Origin of the sequence: Pseudomonas abyssi, from assembly GCF_003444685.1 — a bacterium.
In the GTDB taxonomy this organism is placed as follows: domain Bacteria; phylum Pseudomonadota; class Gammaproteobacteria; order Pseudomonadales; family Pseudomonadaceae; genus Halopseudomonas; species Halopseudomonas abyssi.
Map to the genome: position 1 here is coordinate 63,572 of NZ_LMAZ01000004.1, position 17,327 is coordinate 80,898.

At 63.7% G+C, this 17,327-nt stretch carries 14 protein-coding genes; 8 read left to right on the top strand and 6 right to left on the bottom strand.

Annotated features, from left to right (window positions below; genetic code table 11):
* Positions 1 to 4: 4 nt before the first annotated feature.
* Positions 5 to 961, bottom strand: a complete 957-nt coding sequence (locus tag ASB58_RS13250; RefSeq protein WP_118131195.1) for an AraC family transcriptional regulator — start codon at positions 959 to 961, stop codon at positions 5 to 7.
* A 384-nt stretch (positions 962 to 1,345) separates the two neighbouring features.
* Here ASB58_RS13250 and ASB58_RS13255 point away from each other — a divergent pair, with 384 nt between their 5' ends.
* The 3 genes from ASB58_RS13255 (at position 1,346) to ASB58_RS13265 (ending at position 7,154) form a co-directional block, all read left to right on the top strand.
* On the top strand, positions 1,346 to 2,515 hold the full coding sequence (locus ASB58_RS13255) for an efflux RND transporter periplasmic adaptor subunit (RefSeq protein WP_202974634.1): 1,170 nt from the start codon (positions 1,346 to 1,348) through the stop codon (positions 2,513 to 2,515).
* A 75-nt stretch (positions 2,516 to 2,590) separates the two neighbouring features.
* Positions 2,591 to 5,764 (top strand): efflux RND transporter permease subunit, encoded by a 3,174-nt coding sequence (locus ASB58_RS13260; RefSeq protein WP_118131197.1) that lies wholly within the window; start codon positions 2,591 to 2,593, stop codon positions 5,762 to 5,764.
* On the top strand, positions 5,757 to 7,154 hold the full coding sequence (locus ASB58_RS13265) for an efflux transporter outer membrane subunit (RefSeq protein ID WP_118131198.1): 1,398 nt from the start codon (positions 5,757 to 5,759) through the stop codon (positions 7,152 to 7,154). Before ASB58_RS13260 ends, ASB58_RS13265 begins: the two co-directional genes overlap by 8 nt.
* A gap of 115 nt (positions 7,155 to 7,269) precedes the next feature.
* Here the strand turns inward: ASB58_RS13265 and ASB58_RS13270 are convergent, their stop codons facing one another.
* From ASB58_RS13270 to ASB58_RS13285, 4 genes are all read right to left on the bottom strand, one after another.
* Positions 7,270 to 7,818 (bottom strand): type II toxin-antitoxin system RelB family anti-toxin, encoded by a 549-nt coding sequence (locus tag ASB58_RS13270; RefSeq protein ID WP_096005229.1) that lies wholly within the window; start codon positions 7,816 to 7,818, stop codon positions 7,270 to 7,272.
* Between the two features lie 115 nt (positions 7,819 to 7,933).
* The gene (gene alr, locus ASB58_RS13275) at positions 7,934 to 9,001 is read right to left on the bottom strand and encodes an alanine racemase (protein WP_096005230.1); all 1,068 of its coding nucleotides are present in this window, start codon (positions 8,999 to 9,001) and stop codon (positions 7,934 to 7,936) included.
* 113 nt (positions 9,002 to 9,114) lie between these two features.
* Positions 9,115 to 9,474, bottom strand: coding sequence for a RidA family protein (locus ASB58_RS13280; protein WP_096005231.1), 360 nt, complete (start codon positions 9,472 to 9,474; stop codon positions 9,115 to 9,117).
* Complete coding sequence (locus ASB58_RS13285; RefSeq protein ID WP_118131199.1) at positions 9,449 to 10,750, bottom strand: D-amino acid dehydrogenase; 1,302 nt, start codon at positions 10,748 to 10,750, stop codon at positions 9,449 to 9,451. Before ASB58_RS13285 ends, ASB58_RS13280 begins: the two co-directional genes overlap by 26 nt.
* A 143-nt stretch (positions 10,751 to 10,893) precedes the next feature.
* Between ASB58_RS13285 and ASB58_RS13290 the strand changes: the two genes are divergently transcribed.
* From ASB58_RS13290 to ASB58_RS13310, 5 genes are all read left to right on the top strand, one after another.
* Positions 10,894 to 11,388: an Lrp/AsnC ligand binding domain-containing protein gene (locus tag ASB58_RS13290; protein WP_083725688.1), complete on the top strand. Its 495-nt coding sequence runs from the start codon at positions 10,894 to 10,896 to the stop codon at positions 11,386 to 11,388.
* Positions 11,389 to 11,487: 99 nt separating this feature from the next.
* A complete protein-coding gene (locus tag ASB58_RS13295) occupies positions 11,488 to 12,792 on the top strand; it encodes an NAD(P)/FAD-dependent oxidoreductase (RefSeq protein ID WP_118131200.1) in 1,305 nt (434 codons plus the stop codon).
* Between the two features lie 226 nt (positions 12,793 to 13,018).
* Positions 13,019 to 14,461 carry an MATE family efflux transporter gene (locus ASB58_RS13300; RefSeq protein WP_118131201.1) on the top strand — a complete coding sequence of 481 codons (1,443 nt, stop codon included), beginning with the start codon at positions 13,019 to 13,021 and terminating at the stop codon, positions 14,459 to 14,461.
* Positions 14,462 to 14,497: 36 nt separating this feature from the next.
* Entirely contained in the window at positions 14,498 to 15,085 is a 588-nt protein-coding gene (locus ASB58_RS13305; RefSeq protein WP_118131202.1) for a 2-hydroxychromene-2-carboxylate isomerase, read from the top strand.
* 5 nt (positions 15,086 to 15,090) lie between these two features.
* Entirely contained in the window at positions 15,091 to 15,789 is a 699-nt protein-coding gene (locus ASB58_RS13310; RefSeq protein ID WP_181977935.1) for an SDR family NAD(P)-dependent oxidoreductase, read from the top strand.
* A gap of 3 nt (positions 15,790 to 15,792) precedes the next feature.
* Here the strand turns inward: ASB58_RS13310 and ASB58_RS13315 are convergent, their stop codons facing one another.
* Entirely contained in the window at positions 15,793 to 17,133 is a 1,341-nt protein-coding gene (locus ASB58_RS13315; RefSeq protein WP_118131204.1) for a ribonuclease J, read from the bottom strand.
* Between the last annotated feature and the right edge of the window lie 194 nt (positions 17,134 to 17,327).

Consider the following 17,327-nt stretch of genomic DNA (forward strand, 5'->3'; position numbering starts at 1 on the left):
CTGATTACAGCGCGGCCGCCATCACCTGCTCGCCACGCAGCTTGCTGACGTCGGCGCGCGGCGGTGCGCCGAACATGCGCCGGTATTCGCGGCTGAAGTGCGAGGGGCTTTCGTAGCCTACGCGGTAGCTGGCGGTGGCGGCTTCCAGCCCTTCGGTCAGCATCAGGCGGCGGGCCTCGTGCAGGCGCAGCTTCTTCTGGAACTGTACCGGCGACATGCGCGTGACCTGCTTGAAGCTGTGGAACAGGCTGGACTCACTCATGTTCACGTCGTCGGCCAACTCGCGTACCCGCAGCGGCTCGGCGAATCGGTCCTTGAGTACCGCGATCACCCGGGAGATGCGGTGTGCCTGGGTGTCGGTGGCGGCAAAGTCGCGCAGTCGCCAGCCCATTTCACCGAGCAGTGCCCGATAGATCAGCTCGCGCCGCACCAGCGGGGCCAGAATGCGGCAGTCGGTGGGTGAGGACAACAGCGAGACCAGCCGGGTCATGGCCTGCAGAATGTTGGCGTCGAGCGGCGCGACACACAGCCCGCAGGAGGCGGCGGGGCACTCACGCTGCTGGTCCAGTGGTGGCAAGGCGTCACCCAGCTCAAGGATCAGGTCAGCCACTTCCTGCTGGTCGAGCGATAGCTTGACGGCCAGATAGGGCTGATTTGGGGTCGCGTCGACCACGCAGCCAACCACGGGGAGTTCGACCGCCGAGATCATGTAGCTGAGCGGGCCGTACATGATTTCCTTATCACCGAGCTGTACCGTTTTGCTGCCCTGCGCAATAACGCAGAGGGCGGGCTCATAAACAGCCGAGTTGACGCTGGTGGGGTGATCGGTCCGATAGATCTGCAGGCCGGGGATGGCGGTATCGTTAATGCCTTCTGCCAGCGCACGTTCGCCAACCAGGTCGGCCAGCTGGCGACACATGGGCAGATCAAGCCGGGGTTGGTGGGTGCTGAGATCAATCATCGGAAAAGCCTCCTCTGGAGTTTCGCGACAGTATACGCAGCTCGATTCACGGCTTGATGACAGCTTGGCAGCAATTGCAGGATCAGGCAATAAGCTTGCAGGATCGCGCAAAGCCTAGTGCTGTAAGGTGCTTTTTGTCTTTTTCTGGTGCGATTCTGTCCATTGTTGCGCGTTTGCTGAGCACAGGCATGAGATTGCCAAAAACTCCAATTCAACAGAATTAGGCAATCTTTGCGGAGAACTCCGCTACCCGGCAATACCACCCCCGCCGTATCGTTTACGCCATACCTGATCCCCTTTCACCAGCCAGTGCGCCAACCGGAGCACGGGGGATCATTCCGTTTTGCCTGCCAATTGCCCAACCCACAGGGAGCGATGGATAACATGAACAAGCATGCTTTGAATGGCTTTGCACGGTTTGGCGCCGCCTCGGCGCTCGTGCTGTTGCTGGCTGGCTGCGACGCCAGTGGCGACCAGACCAATAACCAGACGATGCCGGCACCGGAAGTGGACGTTGCGGTAGCGCAGCCGCGCGACGTGACACTCTGGGACAACTTCACCGGCCGCATGGCGGCCCCGGAAACCGTGGCGCTGCGCGCGCGCGTAAGCGGCTATATCGACAAGGTCTCCTTTGCAGAAGGTGAGCTGGTCAAGCAGGGCGATGTGCTCTTCGTTATTGATCAGCGCCCTTACCAGGCACGTCTGCAGATGGCACGCGCAGAAGTCGCCCGGGCACGCAGCCAGGTAACCCTGGCTGCGCGTGAAGCCGAGCGCGCCGAGCAGCTGTGGGAGCGCCGAGCCATTTCCCGCGAGGAGATGGAGCAGCGTAGCGCCGCCCGCACCATGGCGCAGGCGGCGCTGGCCTCAGCCGAGGCGGCGCAGGATAACGCCGAGCTGGATCTGGCCTACACCGAGGTCAAGGCCCCGGTGTCCGGCCGTATGGGGCGCGCGGAAATCACCAAGGGCAACCTGGCGACCGCCGACGCCACGCTGCTGGCAACGCTGGTCTCGGTCGACCCGCTGTATGTCTACTTTGAGAGCGACCAGCAGACGGCGGAGGGCAACCCGCTTGACGATGTGGGCGCCACGCCGGTTCGTCTGGGGCTGGGCAATGGGCAGGATTACCCCTACCAGGGGCAGCTCGATTTTGTCGACAACCAGTTCAACAGCAGCACCGGCACCCTGCAGTACCGCGCCGTGATCGCCAACCCTGAGGGGCTGTTCCGCCCCGGTCAGTTTGCCCGCGTGCAGATGCCGGTAGCGGCGGCCAGCAAGGCCATTCTGATTGATCAGAAAGCGGTGCTGACCGATCAGGATCGTCGCTATGTCTACGTGCTCGATGAGGGTAACCGGGCGACTCGTCGCTTTGTCGAGACGGGCCGGCGGGTAGATGGTTTGCTGGTGATCCGCGGCGGTTTGCAGTCGGGCGACCGGGTGGTGGTCAACGGCCTGCAGAAGATTCTCTATCCGGGCATCGAGGTCGCGCCGCAGCTGGTCGCCATGGACCGGCGCAAGCCGGCCGGCAACGAGGTCGCAGTGCAGACCGCGTTCTGATCCTGAACTGACTTTCCCCTTTTAACGATATTGCTGGGGCGTGCTCTCTCGAGCACGCCAAGGGAGCGTATTGCCGTGAATATTTCACGTTTCTTTGTCGACCGGCCGATTTTTGCCTCGGTGTTGTCGATCATTATCTTCGTGGTTGGCCTGATCAGCATTCCGATGCTGCCGGTCAGCGAGTATCCGGAGGTCGTGCCGCCCAGCGTGCTGGTCAGCGCGAGCTACCCGGGCGCCAACCCCAAGACCATTTCCGAAACCGTCGCCACGCCGCTGGAAGAAGCCATCAACGGCGTGGAAGACATGATCTACATGAAGTCGGTGGCCGGCAGTGATGGCAGCCTGGCGCTGACCGTGACCTTCGCCCTGGGCACCGACCCGGACCAGGCCCAGGTACAGGTGCAGAACCGGGTATCGCAGGCGCTGCCGCGTCTGCCCGAGGATGTGCGCCAGCTGGGGGTGACCACGCAGAAGCAGTCGCCCAACCTGATGATGGCCGTGCACCTGATTTCGCCGGATGACAGCCTCGATGCCACCTATATTCGCAACTACGCGGTGCTACATATTCGTGATGAGCTGGCGCGTATCCCCGGTGTCGGTCAGGCCGGCCTGTTTGGTGCAGGTGACTACGCCATGCGCCTGTGGATTGACCCGCAGCGTGCCACCTCCCTCGGCGTGACCGCCAGCGATATCGTCGCAGCCGTGCGCGAGCAGAACGTGCAGGTGTCGGCCGGCCAGATCGGTGCGCCGCCGATGCCGCAGGGCTCGGACATGCTGATTTCGATCAACGCCAAGGGGCGTCTGGACAGTACCGAAGCCTTCGGCGATATCGTGCTGAAAACCGGTGACGACGGCGAGATGACGCGCCTGCGTGACGTGGCCCGGATCGAGCTGGCGGCGCAGGAAGACGCCCTGCGTGCCCTGCTCGACGGCCGTCAGGCGGTGGCGTTGCCGATCTTCCAGTCACCTGGCTCCAATGCGCTGGACGTCTCCGCTGCCGTACGCGGCAAGATGGCCGAGCTGGCCGAGGACTTTCCCGAGGGGCTGAGCTGGGAAGTGGCCTACGACCCGACCGTGTTTGTCAGCACCTCGATCAGCTCGGTGATCACCACCCTGCTGGAGGCCGTGGCGCTGGTGGTGCTGGTGGTGATTCTGTTTCTGCAGACCTGGCGCGCCTCGCTGATTCCGCTGCTGGCGGTGCCGGTGTCGATTGTCGGCAGCTTTGCCGTGCTGCTGATGCTGGGCTTCTCGATCAACACCCTGACGCTGTTTGCCATGGTGCTGGCGATCGGCATTGTGGTGGATGACGCCATCGTGGTGGTCGAAAACGTCGAGCGTAATATCGAGCAGGGGCTGGCACCGCTGGCGGCGGCGCATCAGGCGATGCGCGAGGTCAGTGGCCCTATCGTGGCGATCAGTCTGGTGCTTTGCGCGGTGTTTGTGCCGATGGCGTTTCTGGATGGCATTACCGGGCAGTTCTACCGCCAGTTTGCGGTGACCATCGCCATTACCACGGTGATCTCGGCGATCAACTCGCTGACCCTGTCGCCGGCGCTGGCGGCCACGCTGCTCAAGCCACATGGCGCGGCACCGGACTTGCCGACCCGGATGATCAACCGCAGCTTCGGCTGGCTGTTCCGCCCGTTCAACCGCTTCTTCCAGCGCAACGCCGAGCGTTACGAGCGTCTGGTCGGCCGTAGTCTGGGTCGTCGCGGTATGGTGTTTGTGGTTTATCTGCTGCTGCTCGGCCTAACCGTGGTGATGTTCCGGCAGGTGCCGGGTGGTTTTATTCCGGTGCAGGACAAGACCTATCTGATCGGCAGCATCCGCCTGCCCGAAGGCGCCACGCTGGATCGGACCGAAGCGCTGGCACGGCAGGTCAGCGACCTGGCGCTGGACACCGAGGGTGTCGCCAACGCGGCGGCTTTTGTCGGCTTTAACGCGCTGCAGGGCACTAATACGCCAAACGTCGGTACCGTGTTTATCCTGTTTGACGACTTCGACATCCGCGAGCGTACGGCTGATGAGATTGCCGCCGAGATCAACGGCAAGCTGGGCCAGTTGAAAGAAGGCTTTGCCATTTCCTTCATGCCGCCGCCGGTGTTTGGTCTGGGCGCGGGGTCGGGTTATTCGCTGTACATTCAGGATCGCCGCGGCAACGGCTACGGCGCCCTGCAGCAGGCGACCGACGGGCTGGCGATGCAACTGAGCCAGACGCCGGGCCTGAGTTTCCCGATCACCTCCTATCAGGCCAACGTGCCGCAGCTGGACGCCGAGGTGGATCGCCTGCAGGCCAAGGCGCAGGGCGTGCGCCTGGATGAGCTGTTCGGCACCCTGCAGCTGTATTTCGGCGCGCAGTACATCAACGACTTCAACCTGTTTGGCCGCACCTATCAGGTGCGGGCTCAGGCCGATGCGCCCTATCGGGATGAGCCCAGCGACCTGGACAGCCTCTATGTGCGCAACGCCGCCGGTGAGATGGTGCCGCTCAATACCATGGTCAGCCTGACACCGAGCTTTGGCCCGGACCCGGTGATCCGTTACAACGGCTACCCGGCGGCGGACCTGATCGGTCAGTCCGATCCGTCGATGCTGTCGTCCACCGAAACCCTGGCCATGGTTGAGTCCGTGGCGGCCAAGTCGCTGCCGCCGGGCATGGATATTCAGTGGACCGATCTGAGCTTCCAGCAGGTCAATCAGGGCAGCGCTGCGCTGGTGGTTTTCCCGGTCGCCCTGCTGCTGGTGTTCCTGGTGTTGGCAGCATTGTACGAGAGCTGGGTGATGCCGCTGGCGGTGATCCTGATCGTACCCATGTGTCTGCTGGCGGCGATGCTTGGGGTCTGGTGGAGCGGTGGTGATGCCAACATTTTCGTGCAGGTAGGCCTGGTGGTGCTGATGGGTCTGGCATGCAAGAACGCCATCCTGATTGTCGAGTTTGCTCGCGAGCAGGAAATGGAAGGGGTCGACACCGTCAAGGCCGCGCTGGAAGCCAGCCGCCTGCGCCTGCGCCCGATCATCATGACCTCGGTCGCCTTTATCGCCGGTGTTGTGCCGCTGGTGCTGGCCTCGGGTGCTGGCAGCGAAGTGCGCAACGCCATGGGCATTACCGTCTTTACCGGCATGCTGGGTGTGACCCTGTTCGGGTTGCTGCTGACACCGGTGTTCTATGTTGCGCTGCGCAAGCTGGCCGGCACCTCGCTGGCGGTCGAACGCCCCGCTGCGCAGCAGGAGGAAACAACCAATGTATAAGCTATTACCCTTGGCTCTGAGTGTGATGCTGACCGCCTGTGCGGTGGGTCCTGACTATCAGGCGCCGCAGTCGGTGCCGCTGGCGAGTTACAGCCAGGCCGACGCGGCGGCTGAGCAGCAGGCCAGCGAGCAACGCTTCTGGTCCGGCTTCAATGACCCGCAGTTGGCGGCACTGGTCGATCGTGCGCTGGCGCAGAATCTGGATGTGCAGACCCTGCTGGCGCGCTACCAGGGGGCTGAAGCGCTGCTGCGCGGTGCGCGTCGCGACCGCTGGCCCAGCGTCACGTTGCAAGCCGCTGGTGGAGAGCGGCACCTGGCAGAGGTGGAGCGCACCGACCCCAACCGCGAGCGCGTGGAGCAGTACTCGGTGGGGGCTGTCGCCAGCTGGGAGCTGGATTTCTATGGCCGTCTGCAGCGGGCGGTTGAAGCGGGCGAGGCGGACCTTTCGGCCAGCGCGGCAGACCTGTCGGCGTTGCAGGTCGCGATTGCCGGTCAGGTTGCCAGTGGCTACTTCACCCTGCGTGGCCAGCAGCAGTTGCTGGCCGTGGCCGAACAGAACGTCGAGCTGCAGCAGGCCTCGCTGGATATCGTCAGCGCCCGGCTGGATGCCGGGCGCGGCACCGAGTTTGATCGGGTCAGAGCTCAGGCCGAACTGGATGCCCTGCGCGCTGCGGTGCCGCAGCGCCGGGCCGATGTGCAGCTCAGCCTGCACCGGCTGGCGGTGCTCACCGGTCAACCGCCCGCGGCGCTGAACGAGCAGCTGGCTGCGCCGCAGGAGTTGCCCCCGATGAATGCCAGGATTCCGGTCGGCACACCGGCTGACGTGCTGCGCCGTCGCCCGGATATCCAGGCGGCTGAACGCCGGCTGGCGGCTGCAACTGCGCGCATTGGTGTGGCCACCGCAGACCTGTTTCCACGCTTTACCCTGGGCGCACTGCTGGGTTCGGTGGTGGGCAGCGACGGTGACCTGTTCACTGCGGGCGCCGAGTCACGCAGCGTCACACTGGGTATCGACTGGACCTTCCTTGACGTAGAGGGTGTGCGTGCCCGCATCGCGGCGGCGGACGCCACCGGTGCCGAGCGGCTGGCGCATTACCAGCAGGCGGTATTGCTGGCGCTGGAGGAAACCGAGAACGGGCTGGTGCGCTATCGCCATGCACAGGAGCGCAGCCGCTGGCTGCTGGCCTCCAGCGAAGCGGCGCAAGCGGCGGTTGATCAGGCGCGGCTGCGTTACGAGCAGGGCTATATCGAGTACTTTGAAGTGTTGGATGCCGAGCAGCAGCTGACCGGCGTGCGCAGTGATCTGGTGCAGAGCCGCATCGAGACCGCAACCGCGATGGTCAGCGTCTACCGCTCACTGGCCGGCGCACCGCCGGTACCTGAGGCCTAGGGCCACGGCATGCCGTGACCGGACGGCCTTGCAGACGGCGCTGGGCGAGGTGGTCGAGATCGCGCGGTGGAGAAGCCTGTGGCGTTCTCCACCGCTACGACCCACGGGCGGGGGTTTAGAAGTTGGCGGGCGTGGTCGCGCTGATCAGCAGACAGGGCTCGTCAAAGGGATTGCGGAAGCGGTGCGGCTGGCTGCTGTCGAAGTAGTAGCTGTCACCGGTCTCCAGCACATAGACCTCGCTGCCGACGGTGACCTCCAGTTGGCCGCTGACCACGGTGCCGGCTTCTTCGCCTTCGTGGTTGAGCATGTCCGGGCCGGTGTCCGAGCCGGGCGGGTAGGTCTCGTTGAGGAAGGCGAAGGCGCGGTTCGGGTGGCCTTTGCCAACCAGCTTCATGGTCACTTCATTGCTGCCGATATCGAGCAGCTCGTCGGCGCGGTAGATCACCTGGCGCTGGCTGTCCTGTTCGAGCTCCAGGGAGAAGAAGTCGACCAGTGACATGGGGATGCCCGAAAGCACTTTTTTCAGGGAGCTGACCGAGGGGCTGACGCTGTTCTTCTCGATCATGGAGATGGTGCTGTTGGTGACGCCGGCGCGCTTGGCCAGTTCACGCTGGGACAAGCCCTTGAGTTTACGAATGGTTTTGAGACGGGCACCAACGTCCAATGGCTGCTTCCTCCGGCGGGTGGTGGGAGTGAACGCTCGATCCGGCGTTCGACCGGGGGATAATTGCACGACTGTTCAGAATTTTCAACGGCTGTGCAATCTAGCGGGCCACCTTTCAGTCGCAGTAGTGACGGGGTACGCGGTTCAGGTTGCAGAACAGCTGGTAGGGAATGCTGTCGGCCCAGGCGGCGACCTCGCTGGCATTCAGACCTTCGCCCCACAGGGTCACCTCGCTGCCCAGGCCACTGCCCGGCAGCTCGGTCAGGTCGACCGTCAGCATGTCCATCGACACGCGACCGATCAGCTGGCTGCGCTGGCCGTCGATCAACACCGGCGTGCCGTCTTTGGCATGGCGCGGATAGCCGTCGGCGTAGCCCATGGCAACCACGCCGACGCGGGTCGGCCGGGTGGTAACAAAGCGTGAGCCATAGCCAATCGGCTCGCCAACCGGTAGCTCGCGAGTGGCGATGATACGTGAGCGCAGCTGCATGACCGGGCGCAGCTGGGCGGCCTGTTCCTGCTCGAATTCAAATGGCGTTGCACCGTAGAGCATGATGCCCGGGCGCAGCCAGTCGTGATGGGCTTGCGGCCAGGCCAGGATGCCGGGTGAGTTGCACAGGCTGGCCGGACCCTCAAGGCCGGCGGTGGCGGCGGCAAAGGTCGCCAGTTGCTGTTCAGTACGCCCGGTTTCGGGCTCGTCGGCGCGTGAGAAATGGGTGATCTTGCTCAGGCTGGCGACCTGCGGCAAGGCGGCCAGACGCTGCCAGATGCTGGCGTATTCATCCGGGCTGAAGCCGACGCGGTGCATGCCGCTGTCGAGCTTCAGCCAGATGTGCAACGGGCGGCTAAGGGTGGCGTCCTGCAGCTGCAGCAATTGCTCTTCATGATGCAGCACGGCCCAGAGGTCGTGCTCGGCCAGTAGCGGCAGCTCATCGGCCTCAAACCAGCCTTCGAGCAGCAGGATCGGCTGACGGATGCCCGCGGCGCGCAGCTCCAGTGCTTCCTCGATACAGGCCACGGCGAAGGCGTCGGCATCGTGCAGGGCCGCAGCGCAGCGCAGCGCGCCATGCCCATAGGCGTTAGCCTTGATCACCGCGAAGGCGCGGCAGCCGGACAGGGACTTGGCTAGCTGGTAGTTGTGACGCAGGGCAGACAGGTCAATCAGGGCGTGGGCTGGGCGCATGGGCAAGGCATCTTGAATAAAAAAGACGGGGCAAATTGCCCCGTCAGAATATCAGACACCACTGAACGCGTGGGAGCGGTGACTGAGAGGGTGAAACAGGTTTTGCCGCAACCTCAGGGCAGTGCAGCAACCACCGACATCTCGACCAGAATCTCCGGCTCGCAGAGCTTGGCTTCGACGGTTGCACGGGCCGGTGCGGTACCGGCCGGCAGCCACTGATCCCAGACGCTGTTCATGGCTTCAAAGTCGGCGTCGATGTCTTTCAGGTAAATGGTCACCGACAGGATATTGGTCTTGTCGGTACCGGCTTCGGCCAGCAGCTTTTCAATTTCCTGCAGGGTGCTGCGGGTCTGCTCGGCGGCGTCCTTGGCAAGGTCGTCATCGGCGGCCACCTGACCGGCAAGGTAGACCGTGTTCTGGTGAATCACGATCTGGCTCATGCGGTGGTTAGTGTGCAGACGCTGGATGGCCATGGTGCTGGTGTTCCTTGTGGTTGGAGTAACGGTCAAAGCTGTAGTCGCCGGCATTCAGCGCCGGCTTCTCGCCGGACAGCAGGTCGGCCAGCAGCTTGCTGGAGCCGCAGGACATGGTCCAGCCCAGGGTGCCGTGACCGGTGTTGAAATACAGGTTGCGCAAGCGGCTGGCGCCAATGATCGGCGTGCCGTCCGGGGTCATCGGGCGGAACCCGGTCCAGAAGGTGGCTTCGGCCACCTTGCCACCCTGCGGGAACAGGTCGGAGACAACCATTTCCAGGGTCGCGCGGCGCTTTTCTTTCAGGGTGTCGTCAAAGCCGGTCAGCTCGGCCATGCCGCCCACGCGGATACGGTCGGCAAAGCGGGTGACGGCAACCTTGTAGGTTTCATCCATGATGGTGGAAACCGGCGCCATGGCGTCGTTGGCTACCGGCAGGGTCAGCGAGTAACCTTTGACCGGGTAGATTGGCAGATCGAAGCCGAGCGGGCGGGCCAGCTTGGGCGAGTAGCTGCCGAGGGCTAGCACGTAACGGTCGGCGGTCAGTACTTCGCCGCTTTCCAGGCGTACGCCGTTGATTTGCGCGCCATCGCTGAGCAGCTCGTCAATCGCGCAGTTGTAGCGGAATTCGACGCCCAGCTCGGCGGCTTTGGCGGCCAGGCGGGTGGTGAACAGGTGGCAGTCGCCGGTCTCATCGTTCGGCAGGCGCAGGCCGCCGACGATCTTGTCGGCGCTGGCGGCCAGACCCGGCTCGACGCGCACGCAGCCGTCGCGGTCGAGCACTTCGTAGGGTACGCCGCAGCGTTCGAGTACGGCGATGTCCTGGGCAGCGGCGTCCATCTGCTTTTGGGTACGGAATACCTGCAGGGTGCCCTGTTCGCGGTGTTCGTAGTCGACGCCGCTGTCGCTGCGCAGATCCATCAGGCAGTCGCGGCTGTATTCGGCCAGGCGCATCATGCGTTCCTTGTTGATCGCATAACGGGCTTCGGTGCAGTTGGCCAGCATCTGCACCATCCAGCGGTACTGGTGCGGGTCGCTGGTCGGGCGGATGGACAGCGGCGGGTGCTTGGCCAGCATCCACTTGACGGCCTTGAACGGCACGCCCGGTGCAGCCCACGGGGCGGAGTAGCCGGGGGAGATCATGCCGGCGTTGCCGAAGCTGGTTTCCAGACCGGCACCCGGCTGGCGATCAACCACGGTGACCTGATGGCCGGCGCGGGCCAGATACCAGGCGCTGGTAACGCCGATGACGCCACTGCCGAGGATGAGAACCTGCATGACATTGCTCCCGGAAAATAACCTGTGAATTTGCCTTTGGGCGATATTGCTATTCTATGGCAAGTGATCTGGTCTGATTTTTCGTTTATTTTGCCTGTTACAGAGCAAGATTCTTTTGCGAGTACGTTTTTCAGGGGTATTTCATGAAAACCAGAAAGGCCTCCAGTCGCGAGCTGGATCGGATTGACCGCCACATCCTGCAATTGCTGCAGGAAGAGGGGCGGATGTCCTATGTGGAGCTGGGCGAGCGTGTGGGGCTGTCGACCACGCCCTGCATGGAGCGGGTAAAGCGCCTGGAGCGGGAGAAGTTCATCCTCGGTTACGGCGCACGGTTGAATCCGCAGAAGCTGCAGGCCAACCTGCTGGTGTTTGTCGAGATCAGCCTGTACTCCAAGTCGGCCGACATCTTTGATGATTTTCGCCGCGCGGCAACCAAACTGCCTCACGTGCTGGAATGCCACCTGGTGTCCGGCGACTTCGATTACCTGATCAAGGCGCGGATTTCCGAGATGGCGTCCTACCGCAAGCTGCTCGGCGACATTCTGCTGCGCCTGCCCGGGGTGCGGGAATCGAAAAGCTACATTGTTATGGAAGAACTGAAAGAGACACTGGCGCTGCCCATTCCCGAGTCGGACTGAGCGGGATTGTCGGGGCGCTGGTATCTGGTTATGCTGGCGTCAATTTTTATTTACGGTGTTTCACGATTTCAAACGCCACGACCGCGAACGGATAACCCCATGCTGCGCAGCGCAACCCATACCCATGAGCACGCCCCCTCCTATTACGCCGCCACTGCCAACCAGCAGCTTGGGCTGCCGGTGTTGCAGGGCGAGGAACAGGCGGATGTCTGCATCGTCGGCGGTGGCTTTACCGGCGTCAACACGGCGCTGGAGTTGGCCGAACGCGGCCTTTCGGTGGTGCTGCTGGAGGCGCATCAGATCGGTTGGGGTGCCAGCGGGCGCAATGGCGGTCAACTGATTCGCGGCGTTGGTCACGATGTTGACCGGTTTGAAAAGCAGATTGGCGCGGACGGTGTGCGCAATCTGAAGCTGATGGGCATCGAGGCGGTCGAGATCGTTACCGAGCGCATCGCGCGCTTCAACATCGATTGCGATCTGACCATGGGTTACTGCGACCTGGCCAATAAGCCGGCGCACATGGAAGGCTTTCTGGCGGACCGCGAGGAGCTTATATCCTTGGGCTACCGCCATGAAATGACGCTGATCGAGCGCGAGCAGCTGCACAGCGTGGTCGGCTCCGATCAATATATCGGCGGCATGACGGATATGGGGTCCGGCCACTTGCATCCGCTCAACCTGGTGCTGGGCGAGGCAGCCGCTGCCCGCCAGCTGGGCGCGCGGCTGTTCGAGCATTCGCCGGTCAGCCGCATCGACTACGGCGACACCATTAGCGTGCACACGGCGACCGGGCGCGTGCATGCCAAGCAACTGGTGCTGGGTTGCAATGCCTATATGGGGCAGCTCAATCCCAAGTTGGGCGGTACGGTGATTCCGGCTGGCAGCTATGTCATCGCCACCGAGCCGCTGGGCGAGGAACGGGCGCGCAGCCTGATTCCGCAGAACATGGCGCTGTGTGATCAGCGCGTGGCGCTAGATTACTACCGTCTCTCGGCGGACCATCGGTTGCTGTTTGGCGGTGCCTGTCATTATTCGGGGCGCGACCCGGCGGATATCGCCGCTTACATGCGCCCCAAGATGCTCAAGGTGTTCCCGCAGCTGGCCGATGTGAAAGTCGAATACCAGTGGGGCGGCATGATCGGCATCGGCGCCAACCGCCTGCCGCAGGTTGGCCGGCTCGATGAGCAGCCCAACGTGTTCTACGCCCAGGCCTACTCCGGTCACGGCGTGAACGCCACCCACCTGGCCGCCCGCCTGCTGGCCGAAGCCATCGCCACCCAGGCCAGTACCGGCTTCGATATTTTTGCCAAGGTACCGCACATGGCCTTCCCTGGCGGCCAGCGCTTCCGCGCCCCGCTGCTGGCGATGGGCATGCTCTGGGAGCGCACCAAGGAGCTGTTTTAGCCCCACGCGCCTGGTCGCGTGGGGAGCTGGAGGCCTGAAGCTGGAAGCTGAAGCAGTCAGAGCTTCAGAGCTGTTGCAGATAACGGCTATCGACATCCTGCGATGCTTGACCCCTATGGTCCTGTACCCACCCTGATTGCTTCCAGTTGTTAGATTACGACCAACATATTTACTTATATGATTTCCGTAATCTAATATGGCTCGACCTTCTCTCGAGCCGTTCAACATGAAAACAAGCAGCGCACCCCCGGGCGACACCGATGCCCGCACCCGCCGGTTGTTGCAGGCCCCCATACTGCCCCTATTGCTGGTAATGGCCTGGCCGAACGTGCTGATCATGTGCGCCCAGGCCTCCACCGGCCTGATCGAGACCTGGTGGGTGGCCAAGCTGGGCACCGATGCCTTGGCCGGTATGGCCCTGGTGTTTCCTGGTGTGATGCTGATGCAGATGATGTCGGCCGGCGCCATGGGCGGCGGGATCTCCTCGGCGGTAGCGCGGGCCTTGGGTGCGGGTCGGCGCAGCGATGCCAACGCGCTGGTATGGCACGCGTTGCTGATCAACGGCGGCCTGGGCTTGGCGTTCTCGCTGCTCTTTCTGCTGGGTGGCGCTCCGCTCTATCGCTGGATGGGTGCCGAGGGGCCTGAACTCGCCGCCGCGCTGCAGTATTCGAATGTGGTCTTCGCTGGAAGCATCGCGCTCTGGTTGATGAATGCGCTGGCCAGCGTGATCCGTGGCACCGGCAACATGCTGTTTCCGGCGCTGGTTACCTGCGCCGGCGTGGTGCTGCTCATCCCCTTGTCGCCCCTGCTGATCTTTGGTGTCGGGCCGCTGCCGGGCCTGGGTATTGCCGGTGGTGGCGTGGCCATGGTGCTGTTTTTTGTTGGCGGTGCGCTGGCGATGCTGTGGTTCATCCTGTCTGGCCGCTGCGTTGTCAGGCTCAGCCGTGCTCCGCTGGCGTGGCGGCACATGCGCGATATTCTGCACGTTGGGCTGTTGTCTTCCATCACCACGGTGCTGACCAATGTCATCATTGCCGGCGCGACCGCGCTGGTCGCCACGGGTGCGGGCATGCAGGCGGTGGCGGGTTTTGGTACCGGCGTGCGTCTGGAGTATCTGCTGGTGCCGCTGGCCTTTGGCATAGGCGCTCCTCTGGTCGTGCTGGTGGGTACCAATCTGGGTGCCGGGCAGCGCGAGCGAGCGCTGCGCATAGGCTTGATTGGTGGACTGATCGCGTTTGTCGCCACCGAAGCCATCGGCCTGAGCGCGGCGCTCTGGCCCGAGCACTGGTTGCGCCTGTTCACCCAGGATCCCCTGGCATTAGCCGCAGGCGCCGACTATCTGCGCATTGTCGGCCCCTGCTACGGCTTTTTTGGTCTGGGGCTGGCGCTGTACTTCGCTTCCCAGGGCGCGGGCCGGTTGCGCTGGCCGCTGGTCGCCGGCTTCCTGCGCCTGGCCATCGCTCTGGGCGGTGGCTGGCTGGCGCTGCGGCTGAGCAGCAGCATCAATGCCGTGTTCTACGCACTGGCCCTGGCCATGCTGGTGTATGGCCTGTTGATTGTGCTGGCGGTGTGGCGTCGCAGCTGGTTCAGCGCGGCGCACAAACCTGCAGTGCTCAGCCCTTCACCGGTGTCCCCTTCCTCCCCGTCACCGACGCCGATTGAGCGCTGACGGCGATCCTGCAACCCAAGAAAAAGGTACTGACGAATGCCGCACACAGTCGAGTTCTACTTTGATTTTCGTAGTCCCTACAGCTACATGGCCTACAGCCAGCTCGCGCGCATGGAGGTCGAGGTCGTGCTCAAGCCGATGGTCGTACTCAAGGTCATGGAGCAGGTGGGCAACGTGCCCACCACCCTGATCTGCAGCGCCAAGGCACGTTACGCACGGGTGGATCTGGGCCGCTGGGCCCAGCGCTATGGCATACCGCTTAACCCGACCGACATCAAGGCGGTGGATGGCGAGGCCTGCCTGCGCGCGGTGCTGGCCGCGGGCTCGGCGAAGGACGCCGCGACCATCACCGAGGCGCTGTACCGGGCGTGCTGGGGTGAGGCCAAGGCGCTGACCAGCAAGGAAGAGATTCTGGCCGTGCTGGCGGCGACGGGTATTGATACCGAGGCGCTCGGCGCGCGGGTAGACAGCCCCGAGGTGGTGGCTACGCTGGAGCGCAGTACCAACGAGGCAGCTGAGCGCGGCGTGTTCGGCTCACCCACGGTGTTTTTCGGCGAGCAGATGTTCTTTGGTAATGATCGCCTCGATTTTTTGCGCGAGGCCCTCGCGCAGGCAGCGGAGTAATGACCATGACAGATCAATCCAAACCCCTTGCCCTGGTAACGGGCGTTGGCCCCGGCACCGGCGCTGCCGTAGCGCGTCGGTTTGCCGACAGCGGCTACCGTGTGGCCATGCTGGCGCGCGATGCCGAGCGCCTGGCGGCGCTTGAAAAAGAGATACCCGATAGCATCGCCCTGCCCTGTGACGTGACCGACTTGGCGGCGCTGGAAGCGGCTCTGGCCAAGGTCGGGGCTCCCAAGGTGGTGGTGCATAACGCGGTGGGCGGCGCCTTTGGCAATTTCATGGACATCGCCCCCGAGGTACTGCGACGCAACTTCGAAATCAACACCATGGCGCTGCTGCACCTGGCACGGCTGACCACGCCCGCCATGGTGGCGGCGGGTGAAGGCGCGTTGATCGTCACGGGCAATACCTCGGCGCAGCGCGGCAAGGCGCACTTTGCCGGCTTTGCGCCCAGCAAGGCGGCGCAGCGGATTCTGGCGGAGTCGATGGCGCGTGATCTGGGCCCCAAGGGCGTGCATGTGGCGTACCTGATCATCGATGCGGTTATCGACGTGCCCTGGCAGCGCGAGCGGATGCCGGAGGCGCCGGATGACTTTTTTATTCAGCCCAGGTCCATCGCCGACGAGGTATTCCATCTGGCGCATCAGGCGCGCGATGCCTGGACCTTTCTGGCGGAAATACGGCCGTTCCACGAACCCTGGTAGCCCCTAGCGCTGCTCGATTTCCACCAGCCCGTGGGGCAGCTCGGCTACCTTGCAGGGCTGGGCGCTAAGGTCGATCAGGTCGCCATTGTTCGGCACCAGCCCACCCAGACCCAGGCTGCGGCCAAACTGCATGTGTGTCTGTTGGTGATAAGGTTCGCCGTGTACCGGTAGCAGATGACGTGCCTTGAGCCAGCCGTAAAGCTGGCGCAGGTCGTCCTGTGGCGGATGCCCCGAGGCGTGAACAGCGGGTTGCATATCATCGTCGATCAGCTCGACGCCCTGCTCTTTCAGGCCCTGCTTGATGCGCGCCAGAGCTTCTTCGTTGCCGGGAATCAGGCGCGAGGAGAACACCACGGTATCGCCGGGCTCCAGGCTCAGGTGTGGGTGGTTGCCGCTGGCCAGGCGGCCCAGGGCGGCGGCTGGTTCGCCCTGGCTGCCGGTGCAGATCCACAGCTGCTGCTCACGCGGCAGGTGGCCCAGCTCCCAGGGGCCGATAAAACCGGGTCGGCTGTTCAGGTAGCCTTGCGCCCGGCCAAAGCCATGCATGCTGACCAGGCTGCGCCCCAGCAGCGCGGCGTAGCGGCCGCAATCAAAGGCGATCTCGGCCAGGCTGTGCAGCCGTGCCAGATTGCTGGCAAAGCAGGTGACGATCACCCGCTGACGGCAGGGCCGAATGGCGTCCTGCAGCCCATTCTGCACCGCGGCTTCGGAGCGGCTGGCGCCGGCCACCGGCGCGTTGGTCGAGTCGCCGATGATCACATCCACGCCCTGGCGCCCGAGCGCCTGCAATCGCGCCTGCGCGGTCAGGCCGCCGACCAGCGGCTGCGGGTCGAGCTTCCAGTCGCCACTGTGATACAGGCGTTTGCCGGCCACCTCCAGCACAATAGCGTGCGACTCGGGAATTGAGTGGGTGACCGGAATCCACTCGGCCTGAAAGGCGCCTATGCCGACCGGCTCCAGCGGACGAATTTCCTGCAGGCGTGGCCAGCTCAGGCCCGGATCGAGCTTGGCGCGAATCAGTTGGGCGGCAAAGGGGCTGGCGTAAATCGGGCAGTCGAGCGCGCGCCATAGATGCGGGATGGCACCGATGTGGTCTTCGTGGCCGTGGGTAATCAGCAGAGCCGACAGCTTGATGTCGTGTCGCTCCAGAGCCGCCAGGCTAGGCACTGACACGCTGTTTCGCCCACTGGGCGTGGGGGTCAGCGCGAAGCCACAGTCCACCGCAATCCACTCGCCGCCCGAGCCGTAAAGGTAGAAATTGGCCCCGAACATGCCCGCGCCGCCGAGGGCCACAAACCAGGGGCCGGGCTGGCGGTGGAGTTGGTCGAAACGTGGGGCGGGCATGCGGATCTCTCTGCGGGTCAGGTCAGCGGGAACTGACAGCTTCAAGCCTCAAGCCGTAAGCTGCAAGTAAAACCCGTGTGGCGTTGAATCGTGTTGGTTTTACTTGCAGCAACAGGAGGCAGTAAAAGTGAGCAGAAAACAGTTGCTGTTTCTGCGACCGAGCGCACCCTGATTAAGCTTGCAGCTTGCAGCTT